The 25,506-nt window shown below is 69.9% G+C and carries 19 protein-coding genes and 3 tRNA genes; 12 read left to right on the top strand and 10 right to left on the bottom strand.

The genetic code is table 11. From position 1 onward, the window contains the following. Both ACWDUM_RS12490 and ACWDUM_RS12485 read left to right on the top strand, forming a co-directional pair. Positions 1-453: a hypothetical protein gene (locus ACWDUM_RS12490; RefSeq protein ID WP_450115864.1), complete on the top strand. Its 453-nt coding sequence runs from the start codon at positions 1-3 to the stop codon at positions 451-453. Continuing rightward, positions 450-1,619, top strand: coding sequence for a phosphotransferase (locus ACWDUM_RS12485; RefSeq protein ID WP_450134239.1), 1,170 nt, complete (start codon positions 450-452; stop codon positions 1,617-1,619). Before ACWDUM_RS12490 ends, ACWDUM_RS12485 begins: the two co-directional genes overlap by 4 nt. A 63-nt stretch (positions 1,620-1,682) precedes the next feature. Here ACWDUM_RS12485 and ACWDUM_RS12480 read toward each other — a convergent pair whose 3' ends face one another. Beyond that, positions 1,683-2,870, bottom strand: coding sequence for a L,D-transpeptidase (locus tag ACWDUM_RS12480; RefSeq protein WP_450115862.1), 1,188 nt, complete (start codon positions 2,868-2,870; stop codon positions 1,683-1,685). Between the two features lie 287 nt (positions 2,871-3,157). Between ACWDUM_RS12480 and ACWDUM_RS12475 the strand changes: the two genes are divergently transcribed. Both ACWDUM_RS12475 and ACWDUM_RS12470 read left to right on the top strand, forming a co-directional pair. Then, a tRNA-Lys gene (locus tag ACWDUM_RS12475) sits at positions 3,158-3,233 on the top strand. A gap of 89 nt (positions 3,234-3,322) precedes the next feature. Then, positions 3,323-3,398: transfer RNA gene (locus ACWDUM_RS12470), tRNA-Lys, on the top strand. A 49-nt stretch (positions 3,399-3,447) separates the two neighbouring features. On the opposite strand, the gene ACWDUM_RS12465 is transcribed toward ACWDUM_RS12470, so the two are convergent. Next, a complete protein-coding gene (locus ACWDUM_RS12465; RefSeq protein WP_450134238.1) occupies positions 3,448-3,669 on the bottom strand; it encodes a DUF3618 domain-containing protein in 222 nt (73 codons plus the stop codon). Between the two features lie 74 nt (positions 3,670-3,743). Between ACWDUM_RS12465 and bcp the strand changes: the two genes are divergently transcribed. Further along, entirely contained in the window at positions 3,744-4,217 is a 474-nt protein-coding gene (gene bcp, locus ACWDUM_RS12460; protein WP_450134237.1) for a thioredoxin-dependent thiol peroxidase, read from the top strand. A 78-nt stretch (positions 4,218-4,295) separates the two neighbouring features. On the opposite strand, the gene ACWDUM_RS12455 is transcribed toward bcp, so the two are convergent. From ACWDUM_RS12455 to ACWDUM_RS12440, 4 genes are all read right to left on the bottom strand, one after another. Then, positions 4,296-5,672: a M20/M25/M40 family metallo-hydrolase gene (locus ACWDUM_RS12455; protein WP_450134236.1), complete on the bottom strand. Its 1,377-nt coding sequence runs from the start codon at positions 5,670-5,672 to the stop codon at positions 4,296-4,298. 26 nt (positions 5,673-5,698) lie between these two features. Continuing rightward, the gene (locus ACWDUM_RS12450) at positions 5,699-6,193 is read right to left on the bottom strand and encodes a hypothetical protein (RefSeq protein ID WP_450134235.1); all 495 of its coding nucleotides are present in this window, start codon (positions 6,191-6,193) and stop codon (positions 5,699-5,701) included. Position 6,194: 1 nt separating this feature from the next. Beyond that, complete coding sequence (locus tag ACWDUM_RS12445; protein ID WP_450117125.1) at positions 6,195-7,682, bottom strand: APC family permease; 1,488 nt, start codon at positions 7,680-7,682, stop codon at positions 6,195-6,197. Between the two features lie 149 nt (positions 7,683-7,831). Further along, entirely contained in the window at positions 7,832-8,596 is a 765-nt protein-coding gene (locus ACWDUM_RS12440; protein ID WP_450134234.1) for a TetR/AcrR family transcriptional regulator, read from the bottom strand. A 119-nt stretch (positions 8,597-8,715) separates the two neighbouring features. Here ACWDUM_RS12440 and ACWDUM_RS12435 point away from each other — a divergent pair, with 119 nt between their 5' ends. The 4 genes from ACWDUM_RS12435 to ACWDUM_RS12420 all read left to right on the top strand — a co-directional run bounded on the left by ACWDUM_RS12435 (position 8,716) and on the right by ACWDUM_RS12420 (position 11,971). After that, positions 8,716-9,684, top strand: a complete 969-nt coding sequence (locus tag ACWDUM_RS12435; protein WP_450134233.1) for an ATP-binding cassette domain-containing protein — start codon at positions 8,716-8,718, stop codon at positions 9,682-9,684. Beyond that, positions 9,681-10,460: an ABC transporter permease gene (locus ACWDUM_RS12430; protein ID WP_450134232.1), complete on the top strand. Its 780-nt coding sequence runs from the start codon at positions 9,681-9,683 to the stop codon at positions 10,458-10,460. Before ACWDUM_RS12435 ends, ACWDUM_RS12430 begins: the two co-directional genes overlap by 4 nt. 80 nt (positions 10,461-10,540) lie before the next feature. Further along, positions 10,541-11,263, top strand: coding sequence for a TetR/AcrR family transcriptional regulator (locus ACWDUM_RS12425; RefSeq protein ID WP_450117121.1), 723 nt, complete (start codon positions 10,541-10,543; stop codon positions 11,261-11,263). Between the two features lie 48 nt (positions 11,264-11,311). Beyond that, positions 11,312-11,971: a phosphodiesterase gene (locus ACWDUM_RS12420; protein ID WP_450134231.1), complete on the top strand. Its 660-nt coding sequence runs from the start codon at positions 11,312-11,314 to the stop codon at positions 11,969-11,971. 7 nt (positions 11,972-11,978) lie between these two features. Here ACWDUM_RS12420 and ACWDUM_RS12415 read toward each other — a convergent pair whose 3' ends face one another. From ACWDUM_RS12415 to ACWDUM_RS12400, 4 genes are all read right to left on the bottom strand, one after another. After that, on the bottom strand, positions 11,979-13,544 hold the full coding sequence (locus ACWDUM_RS12415; protein WP_450134230.1) for an MFS transporter: 1,566 nt from the start codon (positions 13,542-13,544) through the stop codon (positions 11,979-11,981). Positions 13,545-13,560: 16 nt separating this feature from the next. After that, positions 13,561-14,151 (bottom strand): hypothetical protein, encoded by a 591-nt coding sequence (locus ACWDUM_RS12410; RefSeq protein ID WP_450134229.1) that lies wholly within the window; start codon positions 14,149-14,151, stop codon positions 13,561-13,563. A 177-nt stretch (positions 14,152-14,328) separates the two neighbouring features. Further along, on the bottom strand, positions 14,329-14,742 hold the full coding sequence (acpS, locus tag ACWDUM_RS12405) for a holo-ACP synthase AcpS (protein ID WP_450117117.1): 414 nt from the start codon (positions 14,740-14,742) through the stop codon (positions 14,329-14,331). Next, positions 14,743-24,042 carry a fatty acid synthase subunit beta domain-containing protein gene (locus ACWDUM_RS12400; RefSeq protein ID WP_450134228.1) on the bottom strand — a complete coding sequence of 3,100 codons (9,300 nt, stop codon included), beginning with the start codon at positions 24,040-24,042 and terminating at the stop codon, positions 14,743-14,745. It abuts the gene before it with no gap. 445 nt (positions 24,043-24,487) lie between these two features. Here ACWDUM_RS12400 and ACWDUM_RS12395 point away from each other — a divergent pair. The 3 genes from ACWDUM_RS12395 (at position 24,488) to ACWDUM_RS12385 (ending at position 25,432) form a co-directional block, all read left to right on the top strand. Then, a tRNA-Leu gene (locus ACWDUM_RS12395) sits at positions 24,488-24,572 on the top strand. A gap of 87 nt (positions 24,573-24,659) precedes the next feature. Then, entirely contained in the window at positions 24,660-25,061 is a 402-nt protein-coding gene (locus ACWDUM_RS12390) for a transcriptional regulator (RefSeq protein ID WP_450134227.1), read from the top strand. Beyond that, positions 25,058-25,432 (top strand): DUF3817 domain-containing protein, encoded by a 375-nt coding sequence (locus ACWDUM_RS12385; protein ID WP_450117238.1) that lies wholly within the window; start codon positions 25,058-25,060, stop codon positions 25,430-25,432. The genes ACWDUM_RS12390 and ACWDUM_RS12385 overlap by 4 nt, the downstream gene beginning before the upstream one ends. The last annotated feature ends 74 nt before the right edge of the window (positions 25,433-25,506 follow it).

Raw genomic sequence — 25,506 nt, 5'->3', positions numbered from 1 at the left:
ATGAGCAAGGCAACATCGACCGAGACCGGAACTGGATCCGACGAGGACCTGCCTCTCGGCACCACCAAAGAGTTCTCGCGAATGCACGGATGGCTCAAGCGGGGCATCATCATCTGTCTCTTCGCCCTCGTCGTCGAAGGTTCGATGACGGTTCCCGCACTCGCCATCTGGTACGGCTTTCCCACGCTGTCGTTCACCGAGATCTGCGACGAGTTCATGAAGGTCCGGTGGGCCGACGAGAACGCCACGTGCGAGTACCCCTATCCGATCGGCGGCCCGCCGTTCGGCGGCGAACCCGAAGGGGCAGGCCGGGACACCGCCCAGGATCAGTGGGGTGTCCAGCCGAAGCCCGCGCTTCCGCGGATCGGGTTCCGAGAGCTCGTGCGTAACAAGGAGGAACGCGAGGCACGCCAGGCGGCCGCGGCGGCGCAGACCGAGACGGGGACCGGGTGACCGACACAGGCCCCCGGGCGCCCCGGGCGGCCTCGACCGCCCTCGGCGTGGGCATGGCGGTCACCGAGGCACTCCGGGCCGCAGCCGACCGGGCCGTACCCCGTCCCGCGGCGGTGCCGCTGCGCGTCGAGGAGGTCACCCCGCTCTGGCTCGCCGAGGCCCTCGGCGTCGCACCCGGAGCGATCACGTCGGTGCGGGTCGTCGATCACGACTCGGGGACGGCGGCGCGGGCCCGCATCGCCGTGCAGTCGGAGGCCGACCTGCCCGAGAGCCTGTTCTGCAAGATGCCGCCACGCAACTATCTGCAGCACGTGCTGATGAACGTCTTCCGGCTCGGCACGAAGGAGGTGGCCGCCTACCGGGCTCTGGGTGACAACCCTCCGGTGCGGGCGCCGCGATGCCATGCGGCGAAGGAGGATCGGCTGCGGCGACGTGCCGTCCTCGTCCTGGAGGACGTCTCTTCGACGGCGGAGTTCCGCACCTGCGTCGATGCGTTGACGGCGGCCGAGGCCCGCGCCGTCGTCGACGCCCTCGCCGACCTGCACGCTGCCTACTGGGACACCGACCGATTTGCCGATGACCTGCGGCCGCTCGCGCACCGTTCGGCGGCCGAGGTCCGGCTCGGTGACCTGATCCGTCGACGGTTCCTGGGCGAGATCTCCGGACACACGTCGGATCTGATCCCGGCGGGGATCAAACGGCAGTGCCGGATCTTCTACGAGCGCAGCGCCGACATCGACAGGTTGTGGGCCACGCAGCCGCAGACGCTGATCCACGGCGACCCGCATCCGGGCAATCTCTTCTTCGAGGCGGGCTCACCCGGATTCCTCGACTGGCAGATCGCCAGTTCCGGGCCGGGCATCCGGGACGTCGCGTACTTCCTGACCGCATCCGTCGATCCCGATCTGCTGCGGGCCGTCGAACGCGAACTGGTGGACCGCTACACCAGCCGGCTCGCCGCGGCCGGCGTCGAGGTCGACCCCGACCGCACCTGGACCCTGTACCGCGCCGCCGTCACCGAGTGGTTCCTGGCGGCCGTGTGCACGGCGGAGGCGGGGGAACGGATGCAACCGTTCGAGATCTCCCGGGTCGGGGTGCAGCGGGCCGTGGCCGCCGTCGGCGCGCACGACAGTTTCGCGCTCCTGGCCACCCTCCTATCCAAATGACCGAATGTGGGTTTCGGTCACGTGAAGTGACCGAAACCCACATTCGGTCGGGGCCGGGTGGGGTCAGACGGCGGCGTTGCCTGCCTTCCACGTCGCCCACGGGATGTTCCAGTCGCCGAGACCGTCGACACCGGACAGGGTGCCGCCGACGGTGTTCTTCACGATCGCGATGTCACCGCGCTTGGTGTTGTCGAACACCCACTTGGCGTTGGCGGGACTCAGGTTCAGGCAGCCGTGGCTGGTGTTCGAGTAGCCCTGCTGCCCCACCGACCACGGCGCCGAGTGGAAGAAGATGCCGCTGTACGACATCCGGGTCGCCCAGTCCACCGGAGTCTTGTAGCCGTCCGGGGAGTTCACGGGAACCCCGTAGGTGGACGAGTCCATCACGAGATGCTCGAACCGGTCGCCGATGATGTAGACGCCGTTGTCGGTCGGGGTGTCGTCCTTGCCCATCGACGTCGGCATGGTCATCACCACCTGGCCGTTGCGCTCGAAGGTGACCTGCTTGGTGTTGTCGTCGGCGGTGGCGATCATCGCGTCGCCGATCCGGAACTCGGACCGCTGGTCCGACTGCCCGAACAATCCGTCGCCGAGGTCACGCCCGAAGACCTTCACGTCGACGGTGACGGTCGTCCCGGGTGCCCAGTAGTTCTCGGGCCGCCACCGGACCTCACGATTGTTGACCCAGTAGAAGGCGCCCTCGACGGGCGGGTTGGTGACGACGGTGATCGCGTCCTGCGCGGCCTTGCGGTCGGGGATGTTCTCGTCGAACTGGACCGCCACCGGCTGACCGATCCCGACGATCTCACCCTCGGTCGGCAGGATGTAGGGCTTGGTCAGATTGCCGGGCGAACTGGTCGTGAAGTTCGACACCAGGGCGCCGGACCCACCGAGACCGAAGGCCTCGGCCTCGAGCCGGTAGCTGCGGTCGTACAGCAGCGGCTCGGTGTTCACCCACGAACGGCCGTCGGGGGCGATCGCACCGGGTACCACGGCACCGGCGGCGTCGACCAGGGTGACGGACGACAGCTTGCCGTCGGCCACCTGCACCGCGACCGGTTCGCTCGGGGAATGCCCGACTGCACCGTCGGCGACCACTGCCGAGAGTTTCGGTTTGATCAGCTCGGTGACCGGGTTCACGTCGATCGCCGGCGCGGCGGACGCCTCCCCACTCGACGGAACCGTGCATGCCGACGATCCGAGCACCACGGCCGCCGCCCCCAACGCGACAACCAGCCGAAACTTCCTCACCGTTACCCCACTTCACACCGTGTACTCGACGGGCCGCCGAACCCCGACCGGGCACGATCCGCCTCTGGCGACCTGTGCACAGCGATTTTGCCAGGTCTTTGCAGAACAGGACCTGCGGCACCCCCGGTCCGACCCGTAACGTTCACATTGCAATCGATCCGGCCCGCGCCTGCGTTACCTCCCGTGCACCGCACAGCCGGTGTGACCAGCCGATTTCGCATACCGTGGGCAGTGCTGTTAATGTTCTCTTCGCACCGAGCGAGACCAGTTCTCGCAAGACGCACCAGGCGCCATTAGCTCAATTGGCAGAGCAGCTGACTCTTAATCAGCGGGTTCGGGGTTCAAGTCCCTGATGGCGCACCAGCACGACAGGCCCCGGTCCTGGCTGTTTCATCCAGCACAGATCGGGGCCTGAATCGTGTCGTGTCCCGCACTTTCGCGGAACACACCGAGCGCCATTAGCTCAATTGGCAGAGCAGCTGACTCTTAATCAGCGGGTTCGGGGTTCAAGTCCCTGATGGCGCACCACCCGACAGGCCCCGGTCCCCGACCGGGGCCTGTCGTCGTATCTGCCCGCTCAGCGGAAGATCTTGCGCAGCACCAGGACCGCGATCAGCGCGCCCGCCCCCATCAACGAGTACTTCACCGGCGGCTCGTTCACCTTGGCGACCAGCGCCGTCTTGGTGTTGTCGACCAGCCGCTTCGGGTTGGTGCGAACGCTCAGCTCGTCGAGGGTGGCGGCGAGCTGGTTGCGCGCCTGCTCGATGTCGCGCTCGATGCTGTCGGTGTCCCTGGGCACGTGGACTTCCTCTCGTGGTCGGTCTTTCCTGCCATGACCGTACCCGGAGCGAGGCGGCAAGTAGCCTGACCGTCGTGACCGAGAACATCAGACTCTCCGCCGGAGACACCGCACCCGACTTCACCCTGCCCGACGCCGACGGCAACGAGGTCTCGCTGTCCGACTACCGCGGTCGCAAGGTCATCGTCTACTTCTACCCGGCGGCGAGCACGCCGGGCTGCACGAAGCAGGCATGCGACTTCCGCGACAACCTGGGCGAACTGAACGAGGCCGGGCTCGACGTGCTCGGCATCTCCCCCGACAAGCCGGCCAAGCTCGCCAAGTTCCGCGACAAGGAGTCGCTGACCTTCCCGCTGCTGTCCGACCCCGACCGGTCGACGCTGACGGCGTGGGGCGCGTTCGGCGAGAAGACCATGTACGGCAAGAAGGTGCAGGGCGTGATCCGCTCGACGTTCCTCGTCGACGAGAACGGCAAGATCGAGGTCGCGCAGTACAACGTGCGCGCCACCGGGCACGTCGCGAAGCTGCGCCGCGACCTGTCCGTCTGACGCCCACCGAGTCCTTGAACGGCCGAAGGGCACCTTCGTGCGCTCTACGCGCACGAAGGTGCCCTTCGGCCGGAAGGCTCAGGAACCGAAGCGGCCCAGGAACAACGCCTCGGCGACAGCAAGGTTCTCGATCTCCGACGGATCGACGCTCTCGTTCGGGGCGTGGATCAGGCAGCGCGGTTCCTCGACGCCGAGCATGACGATCTCGGCGCCGGGAACCTGCTCGGCGAACACATTGCACAGCGGGATCGACCCGCCCTGCCCGACGGTCCCGAGCGGTTTCCCGAACGCCTCGGCCATCGCCGCCCCGAGTGCGGCGTACCCGGGACCGTCGGTGCGCGCCCGGAACGGCGAGCCGAGCTGTTCGGGCTCGACGGTCACCTTCGCACCCCACGGCGCCCGGGCGAGCAGGTGCGCGGTGAGCGCGTCCTGCGCGACCTGCGGATCCATGCCGGGCGGCACCCTCAGGTTCAGTCGCGCCGACGCCCGCGGCTGGATCGCCGCCGCCGACCCGACCACCGGCGGGCAGTCGATGCCCAGGATGGTCAGCGCCGGACGCGCCCACACCCGGTCCGCGACAGTGCCGGTCCCCACCAGCTCGAGGCCGTCCAGGACACCTGCGTCGGTACGGAACTGCTCCTCCGCGTACGCCGCACCGTCCCAGCTCTGCCCGGTGTCGAGTCCGTCGACGACGGTGTCCCCGTTCGCGTCCCGCAGAGTGGACAGAATCTGGACCAATGCCGCAAGGGCATCCGGGGCGGGCCCGCCGAACATCCCCGAGTGCACCTCGCTCGCCAGGGTTTCCACGTGCACCACGACGTTCGCGACGCCGCGCAGGGTGATCGTCGCGGTCGGCTCGCCGACCTCGGCGTTGCCGGTGTCGACGACGAGGATCATGTCGGCCTGGAACAGTTCGGGCCTCGACTCCACCAACGCCTCGAGACCTCCGGTGCCCATCTCCTCGGTGCCCTCGGCGACGACCCTGATCCCGACCGGGAACGGGGTCTGCGGCGTCTCCGGGCTGCGCAGCGCGCGCAGTGCCAGCAGGTGCATCACGATGTTGCCCTTGCAGTCGGCGGCGCCGCGCCCGTACCACCGGCCGTCGCGCTCGGTGAGCTCGAACGGGTCGGTGTGCCACTTGGTTTCGTCACCGGGCGGCTGCACGTCGTAATGGCAGTAGAGCAGGACCGTCGGCGCACCCGGCGGCCCGGGCTGGTGCCCGACGACCGCGTTCGAGCCGTCGGGGGTCTCGATCAGTTCCACCGATCCGATCCCGGCCGCGATGAACGCGTCCTTGACCCAGTTCGCCGCAGCCAGGCACTCCTCGGGCGGGAACTGGCGTGGATCGGCCACCGACCGGAAGCGCACGAGGGTGGCCAGCTCCTCACGGGCGGTGGGCATCAACCCCCGGACCGCTTCCCGGACACCGTCCTTCGTCGTCACATCGTTGCTCACGTCCGCTCCTCTCCCTGACCGCCTGCTCATTCGTCGTCCGCGAGTTTCAGATCGCTCACCGCGGCGTCGAAGTCCGCCAGGTTCTCCGGGCAGTAGACCTCGAGCACCAGCCGCTCACCGACAAGCAGGTTCCGGGTCGCGATGATCGGACGCATCCCCGGTCCGGCCGCGCCGCTGACGATCTGCTGGTCGAGTGTCGCCTTGTTGAGGGCAGCGGCCGGGTCCGCGCAGACCGCCCCGCCGTCGGTGCCGAGCACCCGGGCGGTGGCGTCGATGTCGAGCGGATCCAGCCCGGCCGCCGAGAAGCGCAGGGCCAGTTCGGTGGCCTTCGCGTTCGCCTCCTCGCTGCGCTGGTCCTGGTTGAACGCCACCAGCCCCCACACCGCCAACCCCACGAACAGGGCGAAGGCGACGAGATAGAGGGTCAGATGGGAGTTCTCGGGGCGCTTGTGCAGATCGTCGCCGGGTGCCAGGCTCACGGCGTCCTCCGGCACGGACCCGCTTGTCGGTGTGGTGCTCATTTCACGCCTCCTGTCCGGCGATCTCCTCGAGCGGGTCGACGGTCACGTCCTGTTTCCACGACGGTTTGCGCATCGCCAGGATCAGCAGCGGCACCCCGAGCCCGACGATCCCGAACCCGCCGCCGACGATCAGCACGTAGACGAACACGCTGCCGCCGCCGAACTGCGAGGGCGGGACGAACCCGATGCAGAACGCCGCCACGCTCGAGATCAGGCCCACCCAGCACAGCAGGAACAGTGCCGGGGCGCGGTAGCCGCGCGGATGATCCGGCTTGCTGCGGCGCAACCGCATCGCCGCGACGAACATCAGCAGGTACACCACCAGGTACACCTGGGTGGTGATCACCGACAGGATCCAGTAGGCGCTCGACACCTCGGGAATGAAGGCGTACAGCAGCGCGATCAACGTGGTCACCGCACCCTGCGCGACGAGGATGTTCTGCTGGATCCCGTGCTTGTTCAGCTTCTGCATCGACGGCGGCAGGAAGCCGTCCTGCCTGCCGATCATCAGCAGGCCCTTCGACGGCCCCGCCAGCCATGTCAGCATTCCGCCGAGCGAGGCGGCGATCAGCATCATCGCGAGAATCGGTGTGGCCCAGCCGAACCCGAAGTACGCGAAGAAGGTGTCGAAGGCCTGCATCACGCCGGCGGTCAGGGACAGCTTGTCCGCGGGCACCACCCAGCTGATCGCGACCGCGGGCAGGATGAAGATCGCGAGCACCAACCCCATGGCGACGAACATCGCCCGCGGGAACTCGGAGCCCGGCTTGCGCAGGCTCGAGACGTGCACCGCGTTCATCTCCATGCCGGAGTAGGACAGGAAGTTGTTGACGATCAGCACCAGAGACGCGATACCGGTCCACGCCGGGAGCAGCGCGGAGAACTCCATCGGCGCGGCCGAGGCATTGCCCTGTCCGAGGAACACGATGCCCATCACGATCAGCAGAGCGCCGGGAATGAGGGTGCCGAGCACCAGTCCGGCACTCGACAACCCCGCGACCGCCTTCATGCCTCGTGAGGAGACGAACACCCCCGTCCAGAAGAGGGTGACGATGATGATCGCGGTGTACAGACCGTTCGACGCCAGCGAGGGATTGATGACGTACGCGAAGGTGCTCGCCACGTAACCGAGCAGCGTCGGATAGTAGAAGATCGTCATCGCGAACTGGCACCACACGGCCAGGAATCCCGCCTTGTCGGAGATCCCCTCCCCCACCCAGCGGTAGATGCCGCCGGACCAGCCCGACGCCAGTTCCGCGGAGACCAGCGACGTCGGTAGCAGGAACACGATGGCAGGGACGATGTACAGGAACACGCAGGCGAGTCCGTACACGGCCATCGACGGCGCGGACCGCAGGCTCGCCACCGAACTGGTGGTCATCATGGCCAGCGCTATCCAGGTGATGTACTGCTGGCGCGGCCCCACCGGCAGTATCGGCTTCTGCCGTTCGGGCTCGGACCTCTCGGCTCCGGCAGTTTCCACACTCATCGGCTCCACCACCCGTCGGACGGGCCGTCATTCGACGGCGCAGGCTTCCTCCCTGCACTATTGCGCGTGCGGTCGCGGTGCGGCAGCCCGGAACGCGCAGTTCACCCGGATCGGATGAACCCGCGAATGGGGAGCCTCCGGCGGCCATGTCAGGAGTACGCGTCGACGAGCCGTTCGACACCGTCCAGGAACAGATCCAGCGCGAACGCGAAATCCGCGTCGCTCCATTCGACATCGGGTTCGGAATCGAACGCGCCTCCGGCCAGAGCCTCGGAGAGGTGCGGGTAGTTCCCCTTCTCGATCAGCTTCCCGAGGACCGCGCCGTAGTCCAGTTCGGCGGCTGCCTGCGCCGCAGGCCCCTCCTGTGCGTCGAGGAAGTCGGCCGCGAACCTGGCCCGGCCGATCACGTACAGCGACGTGTTGAGGACGACCTGGAACCGCAGTCCCGCAGGAAGCGGCGTGCCTGCCAGCGCACCGAGCCCGGCGTCGAGCCACGCGATGTTGTTCGGCCCGGTGGGCGGCACCGCCCCCAGCGACAACCGCAGCCACCACCGGTGACGCATCAGCACGCCGTACTCTGCCCGCGCCCATTCCCCGAGCGCCTGGCGCCACGGTCCGCCGGCCGGGATGTTCGGCGGCGGTCCGATGACGCGGTCGCTGATCAGGTCGACGAGTTCGTCCTTGCTCGCGACATAGCGGTAGAGCGACATCGTGGTGAAGCCCAGCCGCTTCGCCAGCCGCGCCATCGACAGCGCCTCCACGCCTTCGACATCCGCGAGTTCGACTGCGGTGTCGAGGATCCGGTCGAGGCTCAGCCCGCGTCGCGGACCTCGGGAGCCGGGTTCGAGCAGGCCCCAGGCGAGTTTCACCGCGCGCGGCAGGTCCGGACCCGGCACGACCTCACTGCTGTCCACATCCACCCTCTCGTCCGGTCACCTCTTGCGCTCATCCTAAAACTGCGTATGGTGTAAACACAGTTTATGACATACGCAGTTTTTCAGGTCCGTGCAGTACTCACGAATCGGAGCCCCAGATGACCCCGCGTTCCGGCGGCGCGATCGACGTCGCCGCCCTCCACAAATCCTTCGGCGGCCGGAGCGTGCTCGCCGACCTCGACCTTCACGTCCCCGCAGGCACCGTCTTCGCCCTGCTTGGCGCCAACGGCGCCGGCAAGACGACCGTTGTGCGAATCCTGTCGACGCTCCTGCCGTTCGACTCCGGATCGGTTGTCGTCGCCGGGCACGACCTCCCCGGATCTGCCCAGGCGGTGCGGCGCAACATCAGCGTCACCGGCCAGTACGCCGCCGTCGACAAGTTGCTCACCGGCCGCGAGAATCTCGTCCTCGTCGGCGAACTGAACCACCTCGGCCGACCGGAATCACGGCGGCGCGCAGCCGAACTGCTTGGGCGGTTCGACCTCGTCGACGCCGCGGACCGTCGCGTCGACACCTACTCGGGCGGCATGGTCCGGCGACTCGACATCGCGATGAGCCTCGTCGCCGATCCCGCGGTGATCTTCCTGGACGAACCGACCACCGGCCTCGACCCTCGCAGCCGCCGGGACATGTGGGAGATCGTCCGCGAACTGGTGCGCGGCGGGGTCACCGTCTTCCTGACCACCCAGTACCTCGACGAGGCGGAGGAACTGGCCGACCGGATCGCGGTCCTCGACGGCGGCCGGATCGTCGCGGAGGGCACCGCACGCGAACTCGAAGCGCTCGTTCCGGGTGGGCATCTCGAACTCCAGTTCACCGATGCCGACGACCTCCTGCGCGCCGCCGACTCCCTGCCCACCGCATCGGTGGACGCGGACGCGTTGACCCTGGCGGTGCCCACCGACGGGAGCATCGCGTCCCTCCAGGACCTGCTCGGCCGGGTCGACGACTCGATCACCGTCGACCGGGTCGCGCTGCACACCCCGAACCTCGACGACGTCTTCTTCGCCCTCACCGGCTCTCGACGCACCGCCGGTGAGCCCACCACGAAAGCGAACTCGCGATGACCACTCCCACCCTGCCGCGCCTGATCACGGTGACCGACTCGACGGTGATGCTGCGACGGAACCTGACCCACCTGCTCCGCAGCCCGGATTCGATGATCATGGCGCTCGCCCTGCCGATCGCGTTGATGCTGCTGTTCGTGTACGTCTTCGGCGGCGCGATCGACACCGGCACGGCCTACCTCGACTACGTGGTTCCCGGGATCATCCTGCTGTGCGCGGCCTTCGGCGCCTCGACCACCGCGGTCAGCGTGTCCACCGACATGACGGACGGCATCGTCGACCGCTTCCGCACTCTCCCGACGGCACAGTCCGCGTTCCTGACCGGACACGTGCTCGCCAGTGTCGTCAGAAACCTGATCACCACGGCCGTCGTGATCGGCGTCGCCCTCGTGATGGGCTTTCGACCCACCGCCGACCCGGTGCGCTGGCTCGGCGTGCTCGCGGTCCTCGCCCTGTTCCTGTTCGCGCTGTCCTATCTGTCGACGGCACTGGGCCTCCTCGCGAAGAACCCGGAGGCGGCCGCCGGGTTCACCTTCGTGATCATGTTCCTGCCGTACGTGTCGAGCGCGTTCGTACCCGCGGAGACGATGCCGTCCTGGCTGCGGTGGTTCGCCGAGAACCAGCCGGTCACCCCGGTCATCGAGACGGTCCGGGGACTGCTGATGGGCACTCCGATCGGGCACAGCGGCTGGCAGGCCGTCGCCTGGTGCGCCGCCATCGCGGTGGCCGGATTCGGATGGGCGACCGTGCTGTATCGGCGCCGCGTGCGGGGTTGACACGCGATTGCCGGTACCGGCGGAAACACCAGAATCCGCGGTTGATCGAATCCGGCCCACCTGCCGGTTAACCTTGGTGGGTGGAGTCCATCACCAGCAGCCGAGCCTCGCGTCGTGCGGACCCGGCACTGGTTTCCGTTCCCGCCGACCCGGACGCTGCCGCGGACGCGCCGCAGGAGCTGCTGCCGCGCAAACGCCCGACGCAGGAGCGCAGCCGGCGCAAGTTCGACGCACTGCTCGCCTCCGCAAGGGACCTGCTGACCGAGGTCGGATTCGAGTCGTTCACCTGCGAGGAGGTCGCGTCCCGCGCGGACGTTCCGATCGGCACCCTGTACCAGTTCTTCGCCAACAAGTACGTCATCGTGTGCGAGCTGAACCGGCAGGACTTCGCGTCGGTGCGCGACGAGCTCGAGCAGTTCGACGGCGTCATCCCCTCGCTGGACTGGCTGCGGTTCCTCGACAGCTTCGTCGACCACCTGGCCAAGCTGTGGACGTCCGACCCGTCCCGCCGCGAGGTGTGGCTGGCGATGCAGTCCACACCGTCGACGCGGGCGACCGGCAAGATCAGCGAGAAGCAACTCGCCGAGAAGATCGCGACGATGCTGGCACCGCTGACTCCCCGCACTCGCCGCGACCGCCGGATCATGATGGCCGAGGTGCTCGTGCACGTCGTCTACTCGATGCTCAACTTCTCCGTGCAGGACGGCCAGTCGCACTCCGATGCGGTCGCCGAGCTCAAGCGCCTGATGGCCGCCTATCTCCTTGTCGCGGAGAAGGAATCGCGGACCAGTCAGGAGCACTGAACGCTCGGTTGGGATTGAAGCCGGACCGAATCGGGTACCGCCTCCGGCATGAATGAAATCGACGCTGTTCTCCGCGTCCCCTCCACGTTCGCATCTGCACTCCGCCGCGTGCCGCTGTTCCACTCCAGCGGGGTGGCGACTCAGGGCCACGCGGAACTGGGCTCGCACTGGTGGCCCGTGCAGGGACGGATACCGGTCACCGCCCGGCTGTCGCGTGCCCTCGGCCTCCCGAACGCCCTTCCCGACGTGCTCGGGCTGTCGGTCAGACTTCACCTGGCCGCGGGCCCCTGGGACCTTCTGCTGGTGTCGGCCCAACCGACGACCAGGGTGGTGCCGTTGCCCGCTCGCGGCTGGTCCAGCGCGCGATACAGCAGCCTCACCGCGTTCCGCACCACCGAGAACGATGCTTTGACGTGGGCGCTTGCGAAGCCGGAGGCGGGGCAACCCCGGACCGGTTCACTCAGGGCGCTCTCACGCGGCGACCAGCTGTTCTTCACGCTGTCCCTGGCAACCGCACGCTCCGATCCGACACCGGCGGGCCGGCTGTCGCTCGATCCTCCGACGACCTGCGAGGACACCGAGCAAGCCGACTTCGATCCGGTGCTCCACCGCCCTGACGGGGTGCAGATGTGGCCACAGTGGGTGGCGGCGGCCCGGCAGGCGGCCCACGGCGGCAGCCGAACCGGGCGACACGCCGCGCCGGCATGACCCGCACCTAGTCGGTCGTCACAGGCTCGTAGCCACCCCGGGCACCGCGCCGCACCGAGGTCGCCGCGACCACTGCCGCCGCCAGGATCAGGATCGCGGACACCAGCAGTGCGGTGTCGAGGCCGGCGTGGAACGCGGCGAACGCGGCGTCGATGACCTTCTGCACGATCGGCCCGTAGGCGGCGGTCGCGGACGCGTCCCCGCCCTCGGGAACGGCGCCGGTCTCGATGGCATGGACGACGATCCCCTGGAACGTGGTCGGTACGTCCAGGTCGGTGAGCCTGGTCGTCAGGTCCGCGTGCAGGTGCGCGTTGACGAGGGAACCGAGCGCCGCCACCCCGACCACCGCACCGATCTGCCGCATCGTGTTGGTGGCCGCGGCGGCCATCCCGGAATGCGCGGCGGGCACGCCCGTCAACACCGCCGACGTCAACGGCACCACGGCGATGCCGAAGCCGAGTCCGGCAACGGTCAGTGCGGCGGCCAGCGTCCCGAAGGCGGGAGTGCCCTCCAGCGCCCCACGGGTGAGGAGGATGCCCACGGCGCCGAGCAGGCAGCCGACGATCATCGGCACCACGGGCGCGCTGCGCGCCACCCAGAACCCGCACAGCACCGAGCCCGCCACGATGGCTGCGGCCATCGGACCGAACACCGCGGCGGTCCGCTCCCCCGAATATCCGAACACCTGCTGCATGTACAGGGCGGTGAAGAAGAAGATCGAGAACACCCCGAAGTACACGGCGAACGCGACGATCAGGGCGCTGCGGACCAGTGGCGGCCGCAGATAGCGCAGGTTCAGCATCGGGTTGCGGGTCCGCGACTCCACCGCCACGAACGCCACCAGCGCGAGCGCACCGATCGTGAACAGCACCACCGACGAGGTCGCGCCGTACCCGACGGTCTCCCCGTCGATGGCGGCGTAGACGACACAGCCGAGGAACGCCGCGCCGAGGACACAGCCCGCGACGTCGAGCCGACCGGGCTGCGGATCCGAGCTCTCCGGGACGTACCGCATCGCGGCGACGACCAGCACGGCGCCGAGCGCCAGGTTGAACCAGAACACCGCGCGCCAGTCGAACGCGCCGACAAGCAGCCCGCCGACCACCGGTCCGAGCGCGAGGGCCAAACCGGACACGCCCGCCCAGGCGCCGAGCGCCTTCGCGCGATCCGCGCGGTCGGGGAACACGTGCCTGATCACCGACAGGGTGCCCGGTTCCGACGCCGCCGCACCGACACCCATGACGGCACGGCCGAGGATCAGGAAGGCGGTCGTCGGTGCCGCGGCCGCGACGACCGATCCCGCGCAGAAGACCACCATCCCGGCGACCATCACCCGGCGCCGGCCCCACCGGTCACCCAACGAGCCACCGATGAGCATCAGGCTCGCGAACACCAGCGTGTAGGCGTTTATCACCCACTGCAGCGGCACGACACCGGCATGCAGGTCGGCCTGCACGTCCCCGAGCGCCACGCTGACGATCGTGGTGTCCAGGAAGGTCAGGAACAGCACCGCGCACAACGTCGCCAGCGCGAGCCGCGGCCGCGTCCGCGCGGTCGCCGGTGTCAGTGCCACCGGCTCCATCGAACTCTCAGCTCGTCGGTACCGGCGGTGCCGTAGGGGAGGTCGCGGTGCATACCGGCGGCGGGTTGCCCTCGAGCGTGAGCAGCGAGCAGAACGTGGACTCCGCCACCTTCCAGGTCCCGTCGACCTGCACGGCCTCGCCCGTCTGGTCGGCAAGCACCGGCTGCCCGTTGATCAGCACCGTGTAGGTGACGGTGGCGTGCCCGGGCGCATCGACGTCCACGTGCGACACCGTGGCCGTGGTACCGGTCGCCATCGGGGAATTCGCCTGGGCGTTGATGGTGTCCGCGAACGCGTCGCCGTTCTGGACGAGAGTGATCTTCGTGGCGCCGGGCGTCTCGCCGGAGAAGAAGGTGACGAACGCGTGCGTCACCGCGTCCGTGTCGGCGGCGCCGGCCGCAGTCCCCGTCGCGTGGGCCGTCCCCGTCTCGTGGGTCGTCGCCGTCGCCTGGGTCGTCGCCGCCGGCGTGGTGGTCGTGGAGGATTCGTCGGAGTTGCTGCTGCAGCCTGCGGCGGCCACGGCGAGAAGTGCACTGAACGCGAGGGCGGTCGCGAGCCGCTGTGGCCCGCCCCGCCGAATCGGGGTGAAGCCGACCATGACGCTCCTTCCAGTGAACTGAACCGAGCAGTCTTCCCCTTCGTTCTACGCCGATCCCCGCCCTCGTGCGGGGCGAATCACACACTCACCCGCGGCGGAAACCCTGGAGCCGAACACAGCGGCGGGGCCGGGCGGCGGATCCACTCCACCGTCCGGCCCCGCCGGTTGTGCCAGTTGTCAGCGCGTCACGGGCGCGACGAGGTCGGGTTCCTCGATGACGACCATCGCACCGGCCATATCCCCGTCGTGGGTCAGCGACAGGTGGATGATCGCGCCAGGCAGGAACTGGGCGGCCTCGTCGTGCAGCTTGATCGACGGCCGGCCCCAGGCGTCGTTGACGACCTCGACCTGCACGTAGGCGTTGTCACCGACGGCCGGTGGCCGGGCGAACCTGGAGGACGCCCACGCCTTGATCACCGCTTCCTTCGCGGCCCAACGGACGGCGTAGTGCCGGGCCGGGTCGCCCTTGGCCTCGCAGTAGCGACGCTCCCCCGGCCGGAAGCTCGACTTCATCGCCGTGCCCGGCCGGGACAGCTGTTCCGCGAACTCGGACACCGTCACCAGGTCGAAACCGATCCCCAGGATGGCCATCTACTTGCACCCCGGCATCTCGGAGCGGTAGACGTCGCCGTCACCGAGGCGCGCGGCCTCGGAGAGCAGCACGCTCGCCTCGAGTTCACGGGCCGCCTTCGCGGGCACCGAGTCGCCGCCGAAGCGCCGGTCCGCGGGCCGCTCGTACAGGTCCGCGCCACCGCACATCGCGGACGCCAGCCTGCGCTGACCCTCGACGGTCCGCGTGCGGGCCTGCTCCAGGTATGCCTCCCGCTCGGCCGCGGGGACCGACTCGACGAACGCCTGCGGGTGCACGACCGCGATCAGACCGGAGACGTGGCCGAAGCCGAGGCTGGTCAGCAGGCCCGCCTTGAGCGGGAACTGCTCACCGAACTTCAGCGCCTCGCGCGGCCACACCAGGTGTGAGTACTCGGCCATCTTGTCGTCGACGCAGTCCAGGCTGCGGTTCGGCGGCACGACGCCCTGTCCGAGGACCTGGCACAGGCCGATCAGCTGGAACGCCGCCGCACCACCCTTCGCGTGCCCGGTGAGGGTCTTCTGCGAGACGACGAACAGCGGGGCGCCTTCACTGCGGCCCAGGGCCGCCGCGAGCCGCTCGTGCAGCTCGGCCTCGTTCGGGTCGTTCGCCGCGGTCGACGTGTCGTGCTTGGAGATCACCGAGATGTCGTCCGCGGTGACGCCGAGCGCGTTGAGCGACAGCGCCAGCTGCGAATCCTGGCCGCCGCGACCGGCGCCGAGGGCACCGATGCCGGGAGCCGGAATCGAGGTGTGCACACCGTCGGCGAACGAACCCGCCCAGGCGACCACACCGAGCACCGGCAGACCCATCGCGAGCGCCAGGTCACCCCGGGCCAGCAGGATCGTGCCGCCACCGGCGGACTCGACGAACCCGCCGCGCCTGCGGTCGTTGGCCCGCGAGAACCGGCGGTCGGCGATGCCCTTGGCGGTCATCTCCTCCGACTTCGCGGTAGCGGACATGTCACCGAACCCGACGATGCCCTCGATGCCGAGGTCGTCGAAGCCGCCGGCGACCGCGAACGTCGCCTTGCCGAGGCGGATCTTGTCGACGCCCTCCTCGACGGACACCGCGGCCGTGGCGCAGGCCGCGACGGGGTGCACCATCGCGCCGTAGCCGCCGACGTACGACTGCATGACGTGCGCGGCGATGACGTTCGGCAGCGCCTCCTGCAGGATGTCGTTCTGCCGCGACTCCCCGAGCAGGGTGTCGATGTACAGCGACCGCATCGACGTCATGCCGCCCATGCCGGTGCCCTGCGTGTTGGCCACCGTCGACGGGTGCACCCAGCGCAGCAGCTCGGACGGGGTGAACCCGCTGGTCAGGAACGCGTCGACGGTGGAAACGAGGTTCCACAGGCCGACCCGGTCGACCGACCCGGCCATGTCCGCGGGGATGCCCCACGTGGTGACGTCGAACCCGGTCGGGATCTGGCCGCCGACGGTGCGGGTCAGCTTCGCCTTGCGCGGCACCCGGATCTCGGTGCCCGCGCGGCGGGTGACCTGCCAGTCGCCGCTCTCCGGGTCCTGCGACGCGACGGTGTGCTCCGGATCGGAGTCGACGAACGCCTGCGCCTCGGCCTCGGATCCGACCACGAAGCTCAGATCGTTGTCGAGGAACACCGACGTCATCAGCGGCATGGTGTTGTCGACCATGGCGCCCTCGTCGACGTACCGGCGGATGCCGCAGCGCTCGACGACGATGTCGTGGTAGCGGTCCGCGATCTCCTCCTCCGGCACGAGCTCACCGGTCTCGGCGTCGTACCAGCCCGGCTGCGGATCCTGTTCCCAGGCGACGAGCCCGGTGTTCCAGGCCAGCTCGAGGACGCCGGCCGCGGAGAGCTGCTCGTCGACCTCCATCTCGAAGCGGGTGCGGGCCGAGCCGTACGGGCCGAGCTCTCCGGCGCCGACGATGACGACCAGGTCCGCCGGGGTGACGTCCAGTTCGGGCCACGCCGGGGCGGGCAGCTCGTCGATGACCCGCGGCGGTGCGGGCAGCGCCGCGATCGTCTCACCCTCGGGTTCGACGTCCGCGTCCTCCTGCTCGGCCTCCGCGGCGGCACGGGCGAGCGCCACCAGGTCCAGCTGCGCGTCACCGAGTCCGCCGGTGAGGTCGATCGTGACCGGTGCGGCCGCGGCCTGCTTCACCGTTTCCGCGGTGCAGGCACCGAGCAGCTGCTCGGCCATCTCGTCCGTCGACCAGGTGCGCACGCCCTTGGCCTCGACGGCGTCGACCATCGGGTCGTTGCCGCCCATCAGGCCGGTACCGCGCACCCACCCGATCAGCGCGTGCACCAACGTGACGCGCTCGGCCCAGCTGCGCTCCGCGTTCCAGCGGCCGACCAGCGCGTCGAGCGCCGCCTTCGACTCGCCGTACGCGCCGTCGCCGCCGAACAGACCCCGGTTCGGCGAACCGGGAAGCACCACGTGCAGGTGGGTGTCGACGTCGCGGTCGTAACCGATCGCGGACAGGCCGGCGACCAGCCGCTCGACCGACCACAGCAGGACCCGCATCTCCATCTCGGCGCGGGCACCGGCGTCGGAGAGCTCACCCATCACGCGCGGTGCGGCGAACGGGAAGAGCAGCGTCGGGGTGACGGCCTCCTTCACCAGCTTCTTGGCACCGCCCGCGGTCTCGGTCTGCTCCTGGCCGATCCAGTCGATCAGGGCGTCGACGTCGGTGTACGACGCCATGTTGGCGGGCACCACCCACAGGGACGCGCCGGCACGGGCGTTGTCGCGGTACAGCTTCCGGTAGAAGCCGAGCCGCTCCTCGTCCAGGCGGGAGGTGGTGACGAACACCGTCGCACCGCCGCGAAGCAGCTGTCCGGTGACGGACGCCGCGATCGACCCCTTGCTGGCACCGGTCACGACCGCGACCTGGTCCGACCACGGACCGGACAGCGCGTCCTTGACCTGCGCCGCCTCGGCGATGGTCGCGTAGACGCCGACCAGTTCCTCGCGGCCCTCGGCCTCGGCGCGACGCCGCCAGAAGTCGGCGTGCGACGCCACGGCGCTGCCTGCGCCGGTGAAGTCGGAGTCGGTGACGGACACGACGGTCGCGTGGTCGCCGATCCACAGCCGGGCCAGGTCCTCACGGGCCGACGCCCAGCGGTCGTCGAACAGCACCGCCTTGCGGGCGTCGAAGGCAGGCGCGACCAGGCGCGGCCAGTCGGAGCCGAGCTCCGCGGAGACCAGGTCGACCAGCTCGGTGTCGGCCTCGGCGACCGCCGCGGCGGCCTGATCGGCCAGGCCGAGCTGCTCGAGCACCAGCCGAGCCGCCGACGCGAGCACGCCGTTGCGTCCGGTGATGTGCTCGGTGAACTCACCGAGTGCCGCCGCGTCGACGGTGCCACCGGCGCCGCCGCCTGCCGCAGGCATGGACACCGCGACCCCGCGGCGCGCCGCGACCGACTGCACGGCCGCGTCGATCACCGCGTCGACCGCGTTGCCGTCCGCGAGCGCGCCCTCGTGCAGACCGCCCATCGCGCCGCCGCGGACGCTGGAGCCGTCGCGGGTGCCGAGCGCCACCTCTGCGGTGACGTGGCTGGCCCAGCCTGCGCCGAGCTCCCACACCTTGGTGACGCGCTCGGCGATCGCGGCCGGCCGCTTGCCGGACGGGCCGAACACCTTGCGCAGGTGATCGTTCAGGGAGTCGGACAGCACCGGGCCGAACGGCTTGTAGGTGCGGGCCAGCTTGTTGACGGTCACCGCGAGCGAACCCATGTCGGCGTCCGCGGCGCCGTCGATCGCGCCGAGCGACAGCTCGGACCCCAGGTCGACGAGCAGCTGGTTACGACGCGAGGACACGCCGTCGCACAGCGCCTCGATCGTGTCCGCCGGGCCGATCTGGTCCGGGCGCAGCTTCGTCCACAGCGCGATCAGCACGTTGGTGGCGTCGGACGCCGCGAACGCGATGTCGTCGGGACGCGGGCCGCCGGCCGGCGCGGCCGGGGCCGCGGCGGGAGCCGGAGCCGCGGCCGCCGGAGCGGCCTCCGCGGCCGGGGCGGCCGGAGCCTCGGGCTCGTCGTCGACCGGAGCGGGGTCGGTGTCCGTGGAGTACACGACGCCGGCCTCGCGCTCGATGTTGAGCACCTCGACCGGGCCACCGACGCGACCGGGCAGCTTCAGGGTCTGCGACGCCAGGTTCGCGACGGTCGGGGTCGCGGCCAGGCCGATCTCGACGAACCGCTCGATCCCGAGACCGCCGTCGGCCTCCTCGCCGAACAGCAGGTCCTGGGTCTCGATCCAGCGCACCGGGCTGGCGAACTGCCAGGCCAGCAGCTCGGCGAGCACGACGCGCGTCAGCTCGACCGGCTTCGCCGACCAGCTGTCGAAGTCGGCGAGGACCGCGTTCAGCTGGTCGGAGGGCACCAGGTCCGCGATCTCCTGGATGAAGTCCCGGCCGAGGTTGAACGGCTTGGGCACCAGGTTCGGGATGTAGCGGCCGATCAGGATCGCCGGGTCGATCTCCTCGGGCAGCAGCTTGAGCAGCCGCTCCCGGAAGTCGTCGACGCCGCCGCGCAGAACGTTCGAGTGGAAAGGCACGTCGATGCCGGGGATGACGATGAACGCCCGCTTGCCGCCGATCTCGGCGCGCTTGCGGTCGATCTCCTTCTCCAGGGCGTCGAGGCCGGCGACGGTGCCGGCGATCGCGTACTGAGAACCGCGCAGGTTCAGGTTCACGATCTGCAGGAACTCGCCGGTCTCCTCGGCGATGCCCGACACGAACACCTCGAGATCGGCGTCGTCGACACCGAACTGCGACGGCCGGATCGCGGCCAACCGGTAGTTGGAGCGACCGTTCGCGTCGCGCGGCACCAGAGCATGCATGGCCGAGCCACGCTGGAACACGACCTCGAGCACCGCCTCGAGCGGCAGCACCCCGGCGACCGCGGCAAGCGCGTTGTACTCACCGACCGAGTGACCGGCCAGGTACGAACCCTCGACGAAGGCACCGGCCTCGCGCAGCTCCGCGACCTGCGCGACACCGAGCACGGCCATCGCGACCTGTGTGAACTGCGTCAGGTGCAGCACGCCGTCCGGATGCTTGTGGGTGACGCCGCGGGCCTTCACGACGGTCGGGTTGTCACGGACGATGGCGAGGATCGAGAAGCCGAGAGTCTCGCGGGTGTGCTTGTCGGCGCGGTCCCAGATCTCGCGGGCGGCCTTGGAGCGGGCGCGCGCGTCCAGACCCATGCCGGGTCGCTGGATGCCCTGGCCGGGGAACGCGTACACCGTCTTCGGGGCCGCGGTGCGGCCGGTGGCGACCATGACGAGCTCGCCGTCGACACGGCAGCCGACCTCGACGATCTCGGCGCCGGCATCGTGCGCGACGCGGTCGACGCGGACGTCGATCAGGGCGCCGGGGCGGACCATGCCGAGGAATCGGGCGGTCCACGCGGTCAGGCGACGTGCCGGGACCGTGGCCTCCGGGTCGACGGCGACGACGACCTGCTGGGCGGCGGCCGACAGCCACATGCCGTGCACGATCGGGCTGCCGAGCCCGGCGAGCAGCGCGGCGTTGTCGGAGGTGTGGATCGGGTTGTGGTCCCCGGAGACCTGCGCGAACGCGGCCATGTGCCGGGGCGCGACGATCGTGGTCTGGCGGCGGCGACGACGCGGGGTGTCGACGGCGGCCTCGGTGAGCGACCCACCGGCGCGCTGCGGATCGGCCAGTTCGGCCTTGCCGCTGCGGCCGCGGATCGCGAAGCGCTCGACCATCGTCGCGAACGTCGGGGCGGCGGTGCCCTGCTCGCCGCGCATGGCGCCGACCTCGACGTGGACCTCGACGACGCGACCGAGGTCGGTGTCGACGACGGAGACACCCTCGGCCTTGACGGTCAGGACCGCCGCGTCGGCCGGGACGGCGTCGACCAGGTTGACCGCGTGGTCGAGGTGGACCAGGTCGAGCATGCCCTCGATGGCGTGCACGCCGTCGGTGGTCTGCGCGGCACCGAGCACCGCGAACACCGCCGGCCAGCAGGCGCCGACGAGCACGTCCGGCACCACGTTTGCGCCGGGCACCAGCGACGTCGGCAGCCCGGAGGCGGTGACGCCCGAGTGGTCGGCGACCAGGTCGGGGATCCACGCGACGTTCAGGCGGGCGACGTCACCCTTGACGGTCGGCAGTTCCTGGCCGGCCGCGACGGCGAGCAGCGCCGACATCGCGGCCTCGGCGTCCTCGGCGGTGACCACGGGGGCGCCGCCGTCGCGGGTGGAGCCGGGGACGGTGATCGCGATGGTGACCGCACGGTCGCCGACGAGCGGCACCCTCAGTTCGACGCGACTCTCGTCGAGCAGACGCAGGGTGGCGCCGGTGGTGGCGTGCGCGCCCTCGGTGTCGGTGACGGTCCAGGCGTCGAGGTCGCCGAGCCGGTGCACCGGGTTGCGGGTCAGGCGCGCGGCCCACAGGACGTCGGGCGCGGCGAGAACGAGACCGAACAGGCCTGCGCCCTCGGTGCGACGGCGGCCCGCCACGGCGAGCGGGGTGGCACCTGCGGCGAGCAGTTCGTCGGTGGTGGCCTTCTCGAAGCGGTCGAGCAGGTCACCGACCGGCTCGTCGGCGCGGGTGATGCCGGCAACGGCGACCGTGCCGGGGATGATGCACACCTGGTCGGCGGAGTAGCGCGGGTCGTGGGCCTGCCACAGCGAGTCGGACCGCCACCAGCGGCGCACGTCCTTGTCGACGACCGGCACGAAGTTCACCGGCTTGCCGGGGGTCTTGCACAGTGCGACGAAGAACGCGACGTCGGCCGGGTGCAGCACGGTGGTCCCGGCGTCCGGGAAGCACGCGCGCAGGGTGCACAGGGCGGCCTCGGGACGCTCCAGGATCTGCTCGTCCGCGAACTGGGTGGCGATCGGGCCGCGGTCGTTGCGGTGCAGCCGGGCCTCGGCGCGCTGCAGCATCTGCGCGAACCGGTCCCGCCAGGTGATGTCCAGCCAGACCGACTCGGTGGCGTCGGCGTACGCCTCGGCCCAGTCGGTGCCGCAGTCGAACTCCTTGGCCGCGTCGATCCCGACGGCCAGTTCGAGGTAGCGGCGCAGCCAGCGCTCGTAGGTCATGGTGGCGACGTCGCCGAAGTACGGCTTCGCGGTCACGTCGAGGGCGGCGATGATCTCGTCGCGACGCTTCGCGACGGCCTTCTCGTCGCCGGCGACCTCGTCGAGGAGGCGGCCGGTGCGGGAGGCGGCGTTGTCGATCTCGTGGATGTCGGCGCCGAGCTGGCTGCGACCCGAGGACATGCCACCGGTCGCGGTGCCCGCGGCGACCCAGTCGGGGGTGCCGGGGGTGTCCACGAGCATCTGCTTGACGTCGGGCGAGGTGGTGGCCTCGAGGGTGGCCATCGCGGCGGTGCCGACGAGGATGCCGTCGACCGGCATCGCCGGGTAGCCGAGCTGCTCGGACCAGCGTCCGGTCAGGTAGTCGGCGGCCCGCTCCGGGGTGCCGATGCCGCCGCCGACGCAGATCACCAGGTTCGGCCGCGCACGCAGCTCCGAGTAGGTGCTCAGCAGCAGGTCGTCGAGGTCCTCCCACGAGTGGTGGCCACCGGCGCGGCCGCCCTCGATGTGCGCGATGACCGGGAAGTCCGGCACCTCGGCGGCGATCCGGATCACGGACTTGATCTGCGCGACGGTGCCCGGCTTGAACGCGACGTGGGTGATGCCGGCCTCGCCGAGGTCGCCGATGATCGCGACGGCTTCCTCGAGCTCGGGGATGCCCGCGGTCACGACGACGCCGTCGAACGGGGCGCCCGCGGCGCGGGCCTTCGGGACGAGACGCTTGCCGCCCACGTGCAGCTTCCACAGGTACGGGTCGAGGAACATCGAGTTGAACTGGACCGCGCGGCCGGGCTCGAGCAGCGTGGACAGCTCGGCGACGTGGTCGGCGAAGATCTTCTCGGTGACCTGGCCGCCACCGGCGAGCTCCGCCCAGTGGCCGGCGTTGGCGGCGGCCGCGACGATCTTCGGGTCGACGGTGGTCGGGGTCATGCCCGCAAGCAGGATCGGCGAGCGGCCGGTCAGCTTGGTGAACGCGGTCTCGACGGCGACCTTGCCGTCGGGCAGCGACACCAGCGACGGGCGGAACGACGACCACGCCTTGGCCACCTCGGGTGCCGCACCCGGGGTGAGCAGGCTGCGCTGGCCGCCGCGGGTGGAGACGGCGACGATGCCGACGCCGCTGCCGCGCAGCGGTCCGGCGGTCATGCGGGTCAGCAGGTCGCCGGGGCCCAGGTCGAGGATCCAGGCGGCGCCGGCGTCGACGACGGAATCGACGTCGGCGACCCAGTCGACGGAGTCGGTGAAGCAGGCGCGGGCCAGGCGGGTGGCGCGCTCGACGTCGAGGCCACAGCGGGTGGCCCAGGCGCCGACGGTGTCGACTGCGTCGGACAGCGCGGGGTGGTGGAATCCGACCTCGACGGCAACGGGCTCGAACACCGGCGAGAACACGGCACCGCCGCGCTTCTTGGCCTCGCGCTCGGCGGCCTCCTCGGCGGCGATCTGCTCGGCGCGCTGCTGCACGCGGGCGAGCTGCGCCGGCGGGCCGGACAGCACGACGCGGCGACGCCCGTTGCGGATGGCCATGACGACGCCGCGCTCGGCGTCGACGCCTGCGGCGAGCTCGTCGACGATGGCCTGCATGCGGGCCGGGTCGACGTCGGAGACCGCCAGCATCGGGGTGCGCTCGCCGCTGCCGATGATGCCGCGCCGACGGCCGACCAGGACCGCCGCGGCACCGATGAGCTGGGAGATGGCGAGGAGCGCGCCGTCGGAGGCGCCGCCGTCGGCGACGGAGTCGGCGGCGACCTTGCCCTGCGAGTGCCCGATCACCGCGACCGGCGCGGTCTGTGCGGGGTCGAGGCCCTGCAGGCGCAGCGACCGCAGCGCGGCCAGCTGGGTGAGCAGCACGCCGGGCATCGACACCGACGCGGAGGTCAGCGCCTCGGCGGACGGTCCGGCGTCGGTTGCGTCCTCGTCGGCGACGTCCCGTTCCAGGATCCAGCCGATGGGGTCGAAGCCGATCGGCCGGACCACGAGGAGGTCCTGCGCGACGGGCGCGAGCGCGTCCGCCGCCTCGTTGACAAGTGCGGTGAGGTCGGGCTCGAGGCCGTTGTCACGGATGAGTTCCTCGAGCGATTCGAGCCAGGCGGCACCCTGTCCGCCGAAGGCCAGTGCGTAGGGTTCGCCGGCGACAAGCCGATCCCGCAGGGGTGACTTCGCGGCGCCGGCCCGGGCCGGCGCGAACCGGGCACCCGAGGTGCCGTCGCCGTTGCCCAGTGGTGTGCTCTCGTCGATCGTCACGCTGGATGGTCCTCTCCTGGTCGGAACCCGCCGACGTCACAACCTCCCGACGGCGCATCGTCGCGCTCGCGGGTGGTTCTTCGGGGGTGCGAACAGGGTGACACAGGATCATGAGGAATTCCTCACGTTTACCGTCCAGGTACGACGTTCTACCAGGTAGTAGGCGTGACGCAGCTCACAGGACAGTCGTCCAAGTGACTTTCCAGTAAGAAAGAACGCGCTGGCAGCGCGGAGTACTCGTGAGTAGCAAAGTTGAGGAATCCCTCACATTGATCGTTATCCAACCGTTATTTTTGTGGTTCGAGCATCGAAGTCCTCTTTACCTTCACGGCCGACCCCTGCGGCGTCGGTGTTGGAGGGCGTCGGATCGGCCCACAGAAACCAGTTCGGGGCAGACTCCTCGTGTGCGTCCGGCGACGATGCCGTGGCATAGTCTGTCCTGCACGCGCGAGTGGCGTAATTGGCAGCCGCGTCAGGTTTAGGTCCTGGTGTCTTCGGACGTGGGGGTTCGAGTCCCCCCTCGCGCACCACAGCTGGAGTTGTCGGGCAGGGCAACTGTGACCCTCACCTCCCCGACCACCGGCTTCACCCCTTCCCACCTCGGGTACCGTCGAGGTGTGGCCCGTACACCCTCCCGCCGCCGACCGGCACTGATCGTGTTCGTCATCGTTGCGGCCGCCGCATGCCTGGCTCTCGGCTACTGGCAGTGGACCCGCTTCGAGGCCGTCGGCGGTAACGGCCAGAATCTCGGCTACGCGTTCCAGTGGCCCCTGTTCGCCGCGTTCGTGGTCTACGCGTACCGCCGGTTCGTGCAGCTGGAGGACATCGCACCCGAGGACCAGCCGAAGGCGGCCAACGGCGACGCGCCCCGCGAGATCCCGGCCGATCTGCTGCCGCAGCGCAACCAGAAGGCCGCCGAGGTCCTCGACGCCGACGACCCCGACGACGAGGCCCACCAGGCGTACAACAACTACCTCGCGCAGCTCCGGGCGAGCGAGGCCGATAGGAGCAGCACGTGAGCACGGCCCCCGACGAGACCGTCACCACCACGGAAGTCCGCGACACCAAGAAGATCGCCTCGGCGCTGACGCGCTACCGGGCGCTCGCGTACATCACCGGCGTCTGGCTGCTGATCCTCACGGCCGAACTCATCTACAAGTACCTGATCCTGTCCGACGCGAGCAGCGCGCCGTCGTGGTTCTTCTACATCGGACAGGTGCACGGGCTGTTCTACATGCTGTACCTGGCCTTCACCATCGACCTGGCGATCAAGGCGCGCTGGAAGGCCACGACCATCGTCGCGACGGCGCTCGCCGGCACCATCCCGTTCCTCTCGTTCGTCGCCGAGCACCGGCGGACGAAAGAGGTCAAGGCCGCCTTCAACCTCTGAGAGCGCACTCCCCATTCTTCCCGAATGGCCCATTCGTTCAGTTCAACTGAACGAATGGGCCATTCGGGATTTAC

The organism is Rhodococcus sp. NPDC003322 (assembly GCF_053589555.1).
The sequence above is the reverse complement of the archived record's forward strand: the minus strand, read 5'-3'. Positions and strand labels throughout refer to the sequence as shown.